Genomic DNA, 14,101 nt, shown 5'->3' on the forward strand with positions numbered 1-14,101 from the left:
CCGTTAGCGATTAGGTATTGGCTACTTTTTTCGATCTTTGAAAACCTGTCGCCTGAACAGATTTTCTTGTAGCCCTTATTTAATTTTTTTTATTCGATTCTTAACGTAACGTGAAATATTCAGCGATCGGACCGAGCGTCAGAGCCGGAAAAAAGGATAGCGCTGTGATAATCACAATAACGGCCAGGATCATAATTCCAAAAGTTGAAGAATCAGTTTTCAAAGTTCCTGCGCTTTCAGGGATGTATTTTTTATTGGCCAAAAGTCCTGCAATGGCGATCGGGCCGATGATTGGAATGTAACGTGAAAGGATCAGAACAAAACCTGTGCTGATGTTCCACCATAGATTGTTATCGCCCAGACCTTCAAACCCACTACCGTTATTGGCTGAAGATGAGGTATATTCGTAAAGCATTTCCGTAAATCCGTGGAAGCCTGGGTTGGCAAGCGTAGCAGAAGTAATTGTAGGAAATGCCGCTGCCAAAGCAGTACCGACCAGAATCAGGAACGGGTGAAGCAACGCCACGATCATCGCGATTTTCATTTCACGCGCCTCGATTTTCTTGCCCATAAATTCGGGCGTTCTACCTACCATCAAGCCACTGATAAACACAGCCAGGATAATGAAGATGAAAAAGTTGAGCATACCCGCGCCGACACCGCCGTAAAAAGCATTGGTCATCATCGCCAGTAGTTGGGTCATTCCTGAAAGTGGAGTGTAACTATCATGCATGGAATTGACAGAACCGGTAGAAATAACGGTGGTGGCTATACTCCAAAAAGCAGAAGCCGTGGTACCAAACCTTACTTCCTTGCCTTCCATCGCACCGGCGCTGTTATTGATACCCATGGCAGTTATGGCGTGGTTGCCTCCGTTTTCCCAAATAATTGTTGGCACGGTCAGAAGTAAAAACCCGGTGGTCATCACGCCAAAGATCATCCAGCTCATTTTTCTTCTTTTCAAAAAGAAACCGAATGCGAAGATCATAGCCATTGGAATGATAATCTGCGCGATCATTTCAACCATGTTTGTCAGATAGTTTGGGTTTTCAAGCGGGTGAGCAGAATTTGCCCCGTAAAATCCACCACCATTCGTACCCAAATGTTTGATCGCAACAAAGGCAGCAACCGGTCCTCTGGAAACTTGTACTGTATCGCCCTGCATGTTAATGATGGTATCTTTCCCGTCAAAAGTCATCGGCGTTCCGTTGAAGGCCAAAATGGTAGCAACAAGAATTGAAAGCGGAAGTAAAATTCTTGTACAGGATTTTACCATTAAATTGTAAAAATTACCAAGTTTGTCTGTGGTGCGTTCGCGCAAAGCCATAAACAAAACAGCCGCTGCGGCCATACCTGTTCCTGCAGTAACAAAGTGCAAAAACATCAAAAATAACTGCGACAGATAACTTAGCCCCGATTCGCCGGAGTAATGCTGTAAGTTACAGTTTACAACGAAGGAAATACTGGTATTGAATGCCAGATCGGCCGTTTGTCCGGGATTTCCGTCAGGGTTTAATGGCAACCAGCCTTGGTTCATCAGAACAAACATACCCAGTACAAACCAGACCATGTTGATCGTGATGAGCGAAAACATGTGCTGTTTCCAATTCATCTCAGCATTTTGGTCGATACCGCTGATTTTGAAAAACAGCTTTTCAATAGGGTTAAAAACAGGATCAAAGGAGGTTTTTTCGCCTGCATAAACTTTTGCGATGTACTTGCCAAACGGTATTGCGAAGGCAACCGTAAGGGCAAACATGGCAATAATTCCAAATAATTCAGTGTTCATTTTTTTCTATTTTTTAATTCGATTTTGCCTTCCAGAAAATGATGTAAACCATCGAAATTGTCAGTAGCCAGATAAAAACAATTGAGAGAACTTCCCATAATTCCGTTTTGGTTTTGAGCCCCTTTTTCGTGGTTTTCATGACCGGTTAGAACTTTTCAGGTTTGATTAATACATAACAGATATAACCAAACACGCAGATTGAGATAATAAATAAGGCTGCCATTTCAGATATTTTCAAAGAAGTTAACTGTTTTGTAAAAAAGCGCGAAACATAAAATTCCGGACGCTACCAAGAGGATTGTGATCATGTTATTTAAATTAAATTGAGTTTTGCACGATTAATCTCTACTTCAAGAAGCATTGATTTGTTTGATATATTCTTTTTTCAAAGTGTTAGGAAAAAGCTTTTCTATATTAAGATGGTTGATTTCTAGCACACCGGATACCGAATAGATGTACACGTTGGAAATAGCGCTTTTTGTCTGCGCATTACCGGTTATGTAAAGCGACTCAACAATGGAAAAACACTTCTTTGCCCGGTCCAGCTTTCCTGTTGTTATCATCGTTCTTGTCAGGTCTGCAAACTTTTGCATTTGTTTGTAAATCCCTTGTTTTACCTTCCGTCTCATTATTATTTTAATTGATATGATACGGTGATTACCAAAAATGAACCATACTACGGTATTTTATTGTAAATAGCTGTGTATCAAATCAATTACGTAAAATCCATTTTCCAGGCATAAAAAAAGCCTATCAAAACGATAAGCTTTTATTGTTGTTTTATCAAAATGAAAATTTCAGCTCAAACTTTATCCCAGTTAATTTTGTCGGGCGTAAGCGGTATCTCTCTAATTCGTGAACCGGTAGCATGAAAAATTGCATTGGCTATGGCAGCGGCAGTTGGTCCCTGCGCCGCCTCTCCTGCGCCGAGGGGTGGTTTTTCCGGGCGATCAATTAGTATAACCTCAGTATCAGGAACTTCTTCGAAACGAAGAATAGGGTAATTTTCCCAGGTTTTACTCTGAACACCTTTTTCATTATAAAGTACCTGTTCCAAAAGCGTCCAGCTCGCAGCCTGAATCATTCCGCCGGAAGTTTGGTTGATAATTCCATCGCTGTTGATCGTTTGCCCTGCATCTATTGATCCTGTCAATTTGGTCACTTTAAAAGTTTTTTTAACCGGATCAATAATCACTTCTGCCTTGACAGCAAAATAAGATGCTGCGTTTTTGTACTGTGCGAATGCCATGCCTTCGCCGAAATTTTTCTTTTTGTTTTTCCGCCAGCCCGCTTTATTCACCAGCGTTGTTATGACTTCTTTTGCCCGCTCATCCGTCAAATGTTCAAGTCGAAATTGCACAGGATCTTTACCTGCTTTTTCGGCCAGCTCATCCACAAAAGATTCAAGCGCAAAAATATTGGCGTACGCGCCCAGGCTACGCAACGCAGAAGTACGCAATGGACCTTTGAAATTGTGCAGCACCACCTTTCTGTTTTTTACATTATATAACGGAACTGAGTTTCGGTGGCTTCCGCCGGAAAAACCACCGGTCTGGAAATCAAAAGGTTTTTCCAGATCACGGGCAGCAATGAAATGGCCGGCTTTTCCTCCTGGTCTGCTGCTATGTGTGTCGGACCACAATTCGGTATACCAGGAATTAATCCTCCCTGTACCGTCCAAACTACCTTTCAGTTTAAAAACCATGGCCGAACCGAAAGGCTCCCAGGTATGCTCGTCTTCGCGCATCCATTGCACACGTACATGTTTTCCCTCCATCTGCATCGCTAATAATGCAGCATCTGCAGCCACATCGTCCGCTCCGTTATGACCGTAACAACCGGCTCCCGGAACACCGATCGTTCGGATATTTTCCTCCGGAATTTTCAAAAGATCTGACAGTGTTTTCCGCAAGGGATAAACTCCCTGACTATGCGACCAGACAATTAATTGATTTTTTTCCCAAAGACCGATGGCACAAGAAGGACCAATGGAGCCGTGTATTTGATAAGGGCGCTTATAAACTGCCTCATGTATTTTCGAGTCCGCTGCCACGCCCTGTTCAACATTTCCTGTTTCCTCAACAGTTTCTGATGAGGAAGTGTTACTGAGAATATCCTGATATAAATCTCTTTGCAAAGGAGAAATCAATGGACTTTCCCATTTTGCCAATTGTTTCATCCGATTAAGAGCCTTTATGCTTTGATATTCCTCAGTGGTTATCGCAGCCACGAAACTGCCGTTTACTACAACTTTTAAAACTCCGGGCAAGGCCAAAACTTCACTTTTCGGAAATGATAAAAGTTTAGCGCTGTAAGTCGGCGGCCGCAATACCCTTGCATGCACCATATCTGGAAAACGAAGGTCCTGAACATAATATGACTGGGCCGCTGCCATGAACGCTAAATCTTTACGAGGAACAGGCTTACCAATTAATCTGTAGTCTTTGGGAGATTTTACTGGCGCCTTTCCCGTCACTTCAATTTCAAACCGCTTACCATGGATCAGCTCCTGATAAGATACCGTTTGCTGATTTATTTTTGATATTACCTTTCCGTTTTCTACAAAAAGATTTTCAGCTGTCGTTTCAAATTTTTTCTCAGCCAAAGTCAGCAAATATTTACGGGCTTCGGCTGCCGCATTCCGGATCGCTTTCCCACTTCCTTCAATGGAGGCACTGCCGGCAGTGTACCGTTCATCCTGGGTACGGGAGGTATCAGCAATAACAATTTTCACCTTGTCCATGCCCATATCAAGCTCCTCCGCTGCAATTTGCATCAAAGCGGTTTTTATCCCTTGCCCTAACTCCATCTTACCGGTCAGAACTGTCAATAGGCCCTCAGAATCCAGCATAATCCAGGAATCAATAATATTCTTTTTATCTGGTTTCACTGAGGAATTCTTCTTTATATTATCTAATTTCAGAAAGTTCAGTAAGTTAAATCCCACAATCAGCTGGCCGGACTTTTGTAAAAAATTTCTCCTGGAAACCTTAAAATTATTATGATTTTCCATATCAGTTATTGATTTTTTGAGCTGCATTTTTTACCGCATTTATAATTCTGGTATGCGTTCCACACCGGCATAAAACACGCTGCAATGCCTGCCGGATCTGAAGATCTGTGGGATTTTTGTTTTCACTTAATAATGCCTTGGCAGAGATGATCATCCCATTCATGCAATATCCGCATTGGGCCGCCTGTTCTTCAATAAATGCTTCCTGAACAATATCAAGTTTTTCGCCTTTTGCCAGCCCTTCCAATGTCGTAATTTCCAACTCCTGAGCCGCGGAGGCAGGAATGATACAGGACGGATTCGCTTTTCCATTCAGCAGTACCATGCAACTGCCGCAGCGTTCAATGCCACATCCGTATTTCGGACCGTTCAATTGCAGATTATTTCGAAGAAAATAAAGGAGCGGCATATCAGGATCAACATCCTCCTGATAAGATTTTCCATTTACTTTTAGCGTGATTTTAGCAGCCATACAGTTTTCTTTTTTTACTGATAAACCATAAAAATCAAGCCAACCTGATGGGATTGAATGCTATAAAAAATCCCGTTAACCGAATAATTGGTTAACGGGATCTGATAAGGACAAAATTATTTATATATTTTTCTTTTTAAGCTCTTTGACCGCAAAATCCGCAGCTCTCGCCGTAAGTGCCATATAGGTCAACGAGGGATTCACGCAAGATGCTGAAACCATTGCAGCACCATCCGTAACGAAGACATTTTTTACAGCATGCATCTGATTATTTCCATTCAGAACCGAGGTTTTGGGATCACGACCCATACGCGCCGTGCCCATTTCGTGGATGGCCATGCCCAGATATGAACCGTTGTCATGGGTTTTTACATTTTTGACACCTGATTTTTCAAGCATTTCAGCCGCATCGTTCATCATGTCTTTGCGCATCTTCATCTCATTTTCACGTAGTTCCGCATCAAAAACGACAGTTGGCATACCCCACTTGTCTTTTTTCTCTTTGTTCAGGAACATCCGATTTTCATGGTATGGCAGTGTTTCGCCGAATCCTCCAAAACCCATAGTCCATTGTCCAGGGGAAGTCAGCTCTTCCTTAAAATCCGCACCGAAAGCAAGTTCGGCAACATTTCGCTGCCAGCCCTGACGTCCGCCGCCTCCCTGATAACCAAATCCACGAATGTAATCACGTTTATCAGAGCCAATATTTTGATATCGCGGAACATAAATTCCATTCGCACGACGGCCGAAATAATATTTATCAAGATCGCCTTCCCAAACACCGCTGGCACCGGTACGAAAATGGTGATCCATCAGGTTATGTCCCAATTCGCCGGAATCATTACCTAAACCATTTGGAAAACGATCTGATGTGGAGTTCAGAAGAACTAATGAAGTACCGATGGCGCTGGCACAGACAAATATAATTTTTGCAAAATATTCACGCTCCTGCAAAGTCACAGAATCCGTAACCTTCACACCGGTCGCTCTTTGTTTCGCTTTATCATAAACGATCTCCCTTACCACAGAATCCGGGCGAAGCGTCAAAAGTCCTGTTTTCACCGCTGGTGGTAAGGTGCTTGACTGCGTACTGAAATATGCACCGTACGGACAACCATAGGAACAACGGTTTCTGTACTGACATGGAGAACGGCCACCTTCCAGCTGGATCTTGTCGGGTTGCGAAAGATTTGCAACGCGTCCTATGGTCATCGTACGACCAGGGAATTGTTTTTCAAGTCTCTTGCGAACTTCTTTTTCAACATGATACATTTCCATCGGCGGCAGGAAATCGCTGTCCGGAAGCTGAGGCAAGCCAAGTTTTTCACCAGAGATACCAACATGTTTTTCAACATAAGAATACCATGGAGCAATGTCTTTGTACCGGATCGGCCAGTCGACCGCAATTCCGTCTTTCAGGTTTGCTTCGAAATCCAGGTCACTCCACCGGTACGACTGACGGCCCCACATAATCGATTTACCACCAACAATATTAGGTCTGAACCAGTCAAATCTTTTCTTTTCTTCATAAGGAGAATCAGAATCGTTCATCCAGTACTTTTCCGTCATCTCATTGTATGGATAATCGCGGGAAAGGAATGGATGCGTTTCTTTTTGTTTCACAGTCAACCGACCGTTATATTTCATTTCCCAGGGATCTTTCAACGCGTTTTCGTAGCCGGTAACGTGTTCAAGCGGCTTCCCCTTTTCAAGCATCAATACTTTCAATCCTTTTTCTGTCAACTCCTTCGCTGCCCAACCGCCGGAAACTCCCGAACCGATTACGATGGCATCGTAGGTCATATCTTTTACTGCATCAACATTTAAATTCGCCATGGTGACAATTAATTTTTAATAAATCCAGAAAGGTTAAGATGTTAAAGTGCCCAGGTTTTCTGTCCTTCCTTCATCGGATAAGAGCCCTCGAACCTGCCAGGAATCGGAAGATAATCCAGCGCCTGTGTCGCTCCGATTTCGGATGTAAAATAACCTGTTACTGTAAGTCCTTTCATTTGAAGGAAAAAAGGTTTGTCCGCCGTCGTGCTGCGTTTTACGATATCGTTTTTCTGCGTTGCGTCAAGGGCTGCGAAACCCTTGCCATAAACATCGTTACTGCTTTTATTTAATCTTTCGACGCCAGCGTAAAATTTCTGCTGCTCCTCCTCGACATAGCAGTCGCGCATCACACGTGTGATAAATTTTTCTACACCGGCAGCCTTCGCACCGGGCGTTTTTGTAGTCGGGATAATAACATCAGCAATTTCAGCGAGCAGCGCTTCCTGTTCAGCAGAAACTTCGACGGAGGGGCCAAAATTCAGCCTTTCTCCCATCACACCAGCCATTAAAGGTGCTGAAACGACGCCTCCCATCAGAAGGGTTAATTTTTGAACGGCTTCTCTACGATTCATGTCAAAAGAAAAAGTTTAATAATTGATTCAGGGTTCGTTCTTGAAAGTAAGGCAGGCAAAATTATTTGCAGCCTAAAATTCAAATAACTTCGTAAGTTAGTTAAATGCCGGTTTTAAATAAACTTTTTCAGCACTCGTTTTCTGAATTTTTAAATTTTTTTTTCAACTAATTCCAGGTATAACTATATTTTATACTTCTGATAAAATATAATTTCAAATAGTGCTTAATAAATTTGGTTGATATATCTACCTATTTTACATTTGCATTATGGATATAGAAATTAAAGAATTGAATAAGGCGAACTATGAACGTCTGAGCAAATTGATGATCTTCAATATCATCACAGTTTCGCATCTTGTTGGCAGAAACACAAACAAGGAACTTGCCAAAATGGGTTACACCCTGCAGGTAGAACAGCTCCAGATTCTGTTCGTTGTTTATCTTCGCGAAGGCAATTCACCCTCACAGCAGGAGATTGCAAATTTTACCCAGAAAGACAAAGGAGGCATCCAGCGCTCGGTTCAGACACTTGCACGTGATGGCTATGTCCGGATTGTAGGCGATTCAAATGACAGACGCAAAAACCTAATTGAGCTTACGCCAGCCGGTAAAATGGTTGCGACAAAAATGATGGAATCTATTGAGGATATTGACAGAAGAATGACTGCATCGATCAGTAAGGAAGAAATTGACTCGCTGATTTCCATTGTTAGGAAAATTTCAAACGTAATGAAAGAATAAAAAAATTTGGGTATATAGTTGATATATCCACAGTAGACACATCAACCTATTAGTATGAAAAAAAGATTTTTTAGTAAGGTATTGATACTTCTTACCTTACCGCTTTTAACACAGGCGCAAACGCCGTGGTCGCTAAAAAGCTGCATTGATTATGGCCTAAAACATTTTGGCACGGTTAGAATTGCCCAGTACCAAAAGGAAAATGCACGGCAACTATCTCGCCAGGCTTTGGCTTCTTATCTACCGCAGATTTCCGGAACGGGCACCTTCGACGATAACCTTAAACTGCAGACTACGGCCCTGCCAGCGGGCGTCTTCGGCCCCGAGCCTACGCGTATTGCTTTGGGATCTAAATTTCAGACCAATTTTACCGCCTCGGCCGAGCAGGCGGTTTTCGACCAGTCTTTGTTGATTGGTATTAAAGCAAATAAACCAAATCAGGAGCGTGCGGAACTTAATGAAAAGGCTACTCAGGAGGAAATTATCTACCAGATCTCTAAAAGCTATTATTCGGTTTTTGTATCACAGCAACAGATTTCTTTGCTCGAAGACAATCTGAAAAAAACTCAGCAAGTGCTTGATATATTGAAATTGCAGCGGGATAATGGTGTTATACAGCCAGTAGACTATGACCGCACGGAGGTAAGCTACAATTCAAATAAGTCGCAGTTGACTCTGGCAAAAAACAAGGTTACACTAGCGATGAACCAGTTAAAATATCAAATGGGTCTGAACCAGGATCAGGAATTGATTTTGCAGGATTCTCTTCTATTAACTCAGATACCTACTATTCAGGAAAGCCAGTTTGATGCAAAAAACATTACTGACTTTCAGCTGACGGAAAATGAATTAACGTTGAACCGTCTTGATCAGGAACGGATTAAAGCCGGTTATTTGCCGCGTTTAAGTTTTACTGCACGTTACGGACAACTTGCTCTAACTAATGATTTCAGCGATTCTTTTAAAAACTTTACCGGATTCGGTGCGATCGGCCTTCGGTTAAACATTCCAATTTTTGACGGATTTAGCAGAGACGCTCAAATTCAGCAGGCGAAGATCAAAGTTATGACACAGGAAGAACAGCAGCGGATGAACGTTCAGTCCTACCGGCTGGCCTTTAATAATTCGCAATCACAGCTGGAACAGGCAAGATATAGTACAGAAAATGACGACCGGAATGTTCAGTTGGCTCGGAAGGTTTATGATATGACTACGCTTCAATACAAACAGGGAACTGCGCCGTTGACCGATCTTATCAATGCTGAAAATTCCTACCGTCAGGCCCAGACAGATTACGTGAATTCGCTCATCAATTTTTATCAGGCCAGGCTTGATCTGGAACAGGCCCAAGGTACACTGCTTCCTTTCTACAACCAACTTTGACATCACAAATAGCATACAGCAATGAAAAAAACAACGATAATTATCACACTCGCCGTACTGGCAGTTGTAGTCCTGATCGGCGCCAGGCTGGTTTCCAATAAAAAGACAATAGACGAAAAAAATAAACCTGTGACCGTATCAAATGCAGCTATACCGGTGACGGTTGTAGAGGTGCGCGAGGATACTGTAAGCCAGTCTTTATTGAAAACGGGAAATCTAATTCCGTATCGCGAAACATCGCTGATGGCCACAAGCCAGGGACAGGTTCTAAAGGTGAATTTTGATCTTGGGAGCAATGTCAGCCAAGGGGCAACGCTGATTCAGATTGATAACAAACTCAATGAACTTGCTTTACAGGCAACTCAGCTCAACATCGATAAGCTGAAAAAAGATGTGACGCGTTACAACACACTTTATGCCGGTAACGCGACAACGGAATTACAGTTAAATCAGACAAAATTTGATTATGACAACGCGGTCAATAAAGCGGAACAGATCAGAAAACAAATTCAGGATGCCACGGTAAAATCTCCGATCAGCGGCCGTATTGTTAAAAAGGATATAGAAGTTGGTGAATTTGTCAATGCCGGTACCGTTCTGGCAACGATCCTTGATGTTTCCCGGTTGAAAGTTCAGGTCATGGTGAACGAAAAAGATGTTTACCAACTGCGAGAAGGACAAAAAGTGAAGGTAACGGCAGACGTACTTTCAGGTAAAACATATGGCGGACAGATCTCATACATCGCTCCGAGAGGTAATGAAGAGCATAGTTATCCGGTTGAAATCACAGTCGCAAATTCAGGGCAACTGAAAGCCGGAACTTTTGTAAACGTAGATTTTTCTCAGAAATCAAAGGAAAAGTCGCTACAAATCCCAAGAGTGTCCCTTGTTGAAAGTATCAAAAATCCGTATGTATATGTAGTGAACCAGAATGTCGCCCAGCAGAGAAAACTGACAATTGGCCGCGAGCTTGGCGATAACATTGAGGTATTGAGCGGTTTACAGCCAGGAGATCAGGTTGTTACGACAGGACAGCTAAATCTTACGAACGGAAAGCCTGTTCAAATTTCAAAATAGACCGGAAGTACTTTTCGGAAATCCTTAAAACATACAACTATGTCTATAACCGAATTATCAGTTAAAAGACCACTGTTGATTACCACGATTTTCACTGTATTAATTCTTTTCGGTGTGATCAGTTACCAACAGCTTTCCTATAACCTTTTGCCAAAGTTTGAGGCAAATGTGATTAGTGTTTCCACAACTTACAGAGGCGCGTCAGCCGACGAAGTTGAAACAAACGTAACAAAAAGAATCGAGGATGCACTGGCTTCGATCGAGGGGCTGGATCGTATCAACTCCACATCTCAGGAAGGCGCTTCCATTGTGGTAATTCAGCTGAAAAACGGTGTTGATGTTACACTGGCCCAGCAGGATGCCCAACGTAAAGTGGAGCAAATCATTAATCTTCTGCCAGACGAGGCGGATCGTCCGACGATTAATAAATTTTCTACGGACGAACTTCCGGTATTACGTCTGGGAGTGACGGCAAATATATCGCCTTCCAAACTTTATGATTTGATTGATGACGAGCTGAAACCCCAGCTTTCGAACGCCGCAGGGGTGGGTCGGATCGACCTGATCGGAGGAAATGAGCGTGAGATTCAGATCAATGTAGATGCACAGAAATTGCGTGCTTATAACCTTTCGATCGGACAAATCGCAATGGCCATTAACAACGCCAATACCAGCTATCCGGCAGGAAGTCTGGAAAGCAGGTCTTCACAGTTATCGATCCGGTACGACGCTTCCGTTGCAAACACCGAGGGTTTCAGAAATTTAATTGTTTCAAGAACAGCTGACGGTGGCGAGGTACAGTTGAAAGATGTGGCAGAAGTAGTAGACGCAACGACCAAACCAACTGCAATAAATCATATTAATGCAATGCCTTCGATTGGTTTACAGGTTTTGAAACAATCGGACGCCAATGCAGTAGAAGTCAGCAAGCAGGTGAAAGCAAAAATCGTTGCTTTGGAAAAGCAATATGCATCGACAGGGTTGAAATTCAACATCGCAGCAGATCAGTCAACTTATACACTGGCTTCGGCAGATGCCGTAGTGTTTGACCTTTTCCTTGCAGTGGCTATCGTTTCGGTCGTGATGCTTATGTTTTTACACAGTTTCCGATCTTCATTATTTGTTCTTGTGGCCCTGCCCTCTTCGATCATCCCGACATTTATTTTGATGTACCTGCTTGGATTCTCGTTGAATCTGATGACACTTATGGCACTTTCCCTGGTTGTCGGAATCCTCGTTGATGACTCGATCGTGGTTTTAGAAAATATAAACCGACATCTGGAAATGGGTAAAAGCCGCTGGCAGGCAGCACTTGACGGACGTAGCGAAATCGGTTTTACAGCCCTTGCGATAACCCTTGTGGACGTTGTTGTTTTTGTGCCACTTGCCATGACGGGAGGTTTGATCGGTAACATCCTTCGCGAGTTCTCGCTTGTGGTGGTATTTTCAACTTTGATGAGTTTGTTTGTTTCGTTCACCCTGACACCCTTGCTTGTTTCGCGCTTTGGAAAACTGGAAGTATTAAGTAAAACATCTTTGTGGGGAAGATTAAACTTAGGTTTTGAAAATTTTCTGACACGCCTGCAAAATGCTTATGGAAGAATACTTGTAAAAATCCTGAACCGCAAACGGTATGTGTTCCTGGGCGTTCTGGCTTTGTTGATCGGGGCTATTGCTTTGGTACCGACAGGATTTATTGGTGCAGCTTTCATGCCAGCCAGCGACCAGGGCGAATTTACAGTTCAGATCGAGCTGGCACCAACAGCCTCTATTTATGAAAGTAATAAGGTGGCTCAGCGGGCAGAACAACTTTTATTAAAACATCCGGAAGTAACGAATGTCTTCAGTAACATTGGTTATTCCAGTAATAATCTGACATCTTCATCCAACGGGAATTTATCGACCTTGAATGTAAAATTGATAGACAAAAAAGAGCGAAAAGCGTCAACGGAAGAGTTTAGTGTCATTGTAAAAGAAGAAATTGCGAAAATCCCGGGAACAAAAGTAACGGTAAGCCCCACAGGATTGGTAGGAACATCAGAAGCTCCTATCCAGATCGCGGTGAAAGGAACAAATCTGGACTCGATCCGTAAGGCCTCCACCATGGTAAAACAGGTGACCGAATCTGTGCCCGGAACCCAGGATGTCAAGTTTTCAGTACAAGATCCGAAACCAGAAGTAAAGGTGAATCTTGACCGCGAGCGTATGGCCCAGTTAGGAATTAATGCCGCAGAAGTTGGTGTGGCCCTGCAAAACGGTTTTCGAGGAGATGACCGGTCAAAATTCAAACAGAACGGAAAAGAGTATGACATTCTTGTCAGCCTGGATCAGTCTGACCGTACAAATGCTTCGGACATCAGTCAGTTAACGTTTGTAAATAATCAGGGCCAGTCTTTTCAGTTATCCCAATTCGCAACCGTGGAAGAGCAGATTGGAGAAAGTGTTTTACAACGTATCGACAGACTTTCATCCATTTCGGTAAACGCACAGGTGGTTGGACGTCCCGTAGGAACGGTGGGTGCAGACATTCAGGCGAAAGTTGCAGACCTTAAATTACCAAATGGAATTTCCATTCAGTATCTCGGCCAGCTACAGCAACAGGGAGATGCTTTCGGCAGCCTTGGACTTGCGCTCGTCATCGCGATACTTCTGGTGTATTTCATTATGGTCGGTCTGTATGAAAGTGTGGTTTATCCGTTTGTGGTGCTTTTTTCCATTCCTGTTGCTCTAATAGGTGCGCTTTTAGCACTAGCATTATCAATGGAAAGTTTGACCGTCTTCGCCATTGTCGGTATGATTATGCTTCTTGGTCTTGTCGCAAAAAATGCGATCCTGATCGTTGATTTTACAAACCACTTGAAAGAGCAAGGGCACGAGGTTGTGGATGCACTGGTGGAAGCAGGGAAAGAACGGCTTCGTCCGATTTTGATGACAACACTGGCAATGGTCTTTGGTATGTTGCCTATTGCCCTGGCAAGTGGCGCCGGAGCTGAAACTAAAAACGGTATGGCCTGGGTAATTATCGGTGGTCTGACCAGTTCACTTGTTCTGACGCTTCTACTTGTTCCTTCTGCTTATTTGGTTGTTGACCGTATCAAAGCACGTTTTGAAAAGAAAAAGCCTGCGTCGGTGGAAGCTGAAGAATTGAATGTGCACTAAAATAAAGTCAACCAAAAATTAAAATCAAAAAGAAGGCCGCAGAGATAAATTCTTTGCG

11 protein-coding genes are annotated in these 14,101 nt (G+C 43.0%); 4 read left to right on the plus strand and 7 right to left on the minus strand.

The window, feature by feature from the left end:
• Window positions 1-100 precede the first annotated feature (100 nt).
• The 7 genes from kdpA to BMY70_RS23185 all read right to left on the minus strand — a co-directional run bounded on the left by kdpA (window position 101) and on the right by BMY70_RS23185 (window position 7,682).
• Window positions 101-1,789 (minus strand): potassium-transporting ATPase subunit KdpA, encoded by a 1,689-nt coding sequence (gene kdpA, locus BMY70_RS23160; protein WP_090338727.1) that lies wholly within the window; start codon window positions 1,787-1,789, stop codon window positions 101-103.
• Between the two features lie 13 nt (window positions 1,790-1,802).
• Window positions 1,803-1,928: a hypothetical protein gene (locus BMY70_RS31495; protein WP_262485756.1), complete on the minus strand. Its 126-nt coding sequence runs from the start codon at window positions 1,926-1,928 to the stop codon at window positions 1,803-1,805.
• Between the two features lie 211 nt (window positions 1,929-2,139).
• On the minus strand, window positions 2,140-2,418 hold the full coding sequence (locus BMY70_RS23165) for a DUF7674 family protein (protein WP_090338729.1): 279 nt from the start codon (window positions 2,416-2,418) through the stop codon (window positions 2,140-2,142).
• Window positions 2,419-2,591: 173 nt separating this feature from the next.
• Window positions 2,592-4,802 carry a xanthine dehydrogenase family protein molybdopterin-binding subunit gene (locus BMY70_RS23170; protein ID WP_090338869.1) on the minus strand — a complete coding sequence of 737 codons (2,211 nt, stop codon included), beginning with the start codon at window positions 4,800-4,802 and terminating at the stop codon, window positions 2,592-2,594.
• Window position 4,803: 1 nt separating this feature from the next.
• The gene (locus BMY70_RS23175; RefSeq protein ID WP_090338731.1) at window positions 4,804-5,274 is read right to left on the minus strand and encodes a (2Fe-2S)-binding protein; all 471 of its coding nucleotides are present in this window, start codon (window positions 5,272-5,274) and stop codon (window positions 4,804-4,806) included.
• A 120-nt stretch (window positions 5,275-5,394) separates the two neighbouring features.
• Window positions 5,395-7,110, minus strand: coding sequence for a GMC oxidoreductase (locus tag BMY70_RS23180; protein ID WP_090338733.1), 1,716 nt, complete (start codon window positions 7,108-7,110; stop codon window positions 5,395-5,397).
• A gap of 41 nt (window positions 7,111-7,151) precedes the next feature.
• Window positions 7,152-7,682 (minus strand): gluconate 2-dehydrogenase subunit 3 family protein, encoded by a 531-nt coding sequence (locus BMY70_RS23185; protein ID WP_090338735.1) that lies wholly within the window; start codon window positions 7,680-7,682, stop codon window positions 7,152-7,154.
• Between the two features lie 268 nt (window positions 7,683-7,950).
• Between BMY70_RS23185 and BMY70_RS23190 the strand changes: the two genes are divergently transcribed.
• From BMY70_RS23190 to BMY70_RS23205, 4 genes are read left to right on the plus strand one after another with little or no spacing between them, the layout of a single operon-like run.
• Entirely contained in the window at window positions 7,951-8,424 is a 474-nt protein-coding gene (locus BMY70_RS23190) for a MarR family winged helix-turn-helix transcriptional regulator (RefSeq protein WP_090338737.1), read from the plus strand.
• 54 nt (window positions 8,425-8,478) lie between these two features.
• Window positions 8,479-9,807 carry a TolC family protein gene (locus BMY70_RS23195; RefSeq protein ID WP_090338739.1) on the plus strand — a complete coding sequence of 443 codons (1,329 nt, stop codon included), beginning with the start codon at window positions 8,479-8,481 and terminating at the stop codon, window positions 9,805-9,807.
• A gap of 21 nt (window positions 9,808-9,828) precedes the next feature.
• Window positions 9,829-10,884 carry an efflux RND transporter periplasmic adaptor subunit gene (locus BMY70_RS23200; RefSeq protein WP_090338741.1) on the plus strand — a complete coding sequence of 352 codons (1,056 nt, stop codon included), beginning with the start codon at window positions 9,829-9,831 and terminating at the stop codon, window positions 10,882-10,884.
• A gap of 39 nt (window positions 10,885-10,923) precedes the next feature.
• Window positions 10,924-14,043 carry an efflux RND transporter permease subunit gene (locus BMY70_RS23205; RefSeq protein WP_090338743.1) on the plus strand — a complete coding sequence of 1,040 codons (3,120 nt, stop codon included), beginning with the start codon at window positions 10,924-10,926 and terminating at the stop codon, window positions 14,041-14,043.
• The last annotated feature ends 58 nt before the right edge of the window (window positions 14,044-14,101 follow it).

It is taken from the genome of Dyadobacter koreensis, from assembly GCF_900108855.1.
GTDB classification, from domain to species: domain Bacteria; phylum Bacteroidota; class Bacteroidia; order Cytophagales; family Spirosomataceae; genus Dyadobacter; species Dyadobacter koreensis.

Excerpts from the sequence above, each read along its gene's own strand:
- kdpA (WP_090338727.1), bottom strand. The coding sequence starts at position 1,789 with ATGAACACTGAATTATTTGGAATTATTGCCATGTTTGCCCTTACGGTT.
- BMY70_RS31495 (WP_262485756.1), bottom strand. The coding sequence starts at position 1,928 with ATGAAAACCACGAAAAAGGGGCTCAAAACCAAAACGGAATTATGGGAA.
- BMY70_RS23165 (WP_090338729.1), bottom strand. The coding sequence starts at position 2,418 with ATGAGACGGAAGGTAAAACAAGGGATTTACAAACAAATGCAAAAGTTT.
- BMY70_RS23170 (WP_090338869.1), bottom strand. The coding sequence starts at position 4,802 with ATGGAAAATCATAATAATTTTAAGGTTTCCAGGAGAAATTTTTTACAA.
- BMY70_RS23175 (WP_090338731.1), bottom strand. The coding sequence starts at position 5,274 with ATGGCTGCTAAAATCACGCTAAAAGTAAATGGAAAATCTTATCAGGAG.
- BMY70_RS23180 (WP_090338733.1), bottom strand. The coding sequence starts at position 7,110 with ATGGCGAATTTAAATGTTGATGCAGTAAAAGATATGACCTACGATGCC.
- BMY70_RS23185 (WP_090338735.1), bottom strand. The coding sequence starts at position 7,682 with ATGAATCGTAGAGAAGCCGTTCAAAAATTAACCCTTCTGATGGGAGGC.
- BMY70_RS23190 (WP_090338737.1), top strand. The coding sequence starts at position 7,951 with ATGGATATAGAAATTAAAGAATTGAATAAGGCGAACTATGAACGTCTG.
- BMY70_RS23195 (WP_090338739.1), top strand. The coding sequence starts at position 8,479 with ATGAAAAAAAGATTTTTTAGTAAGGTATTGATACTTCTTACCTTACCG.
- BMY70_RS23200 (WP_090338741.1), top strand. The coding sequence starts at position 9,829 with ATGAAAAAAACAACGATAATTATCACACTCGCCGTACTGGCAGTTGTA.
- BMY70_RS23205 (WP_090338743.1), top strand. The coding sequence starts at position 10,924 with ATGTCTATAACCGAATTATCAGTTAAAAGACCACTGTTGATTACCACG.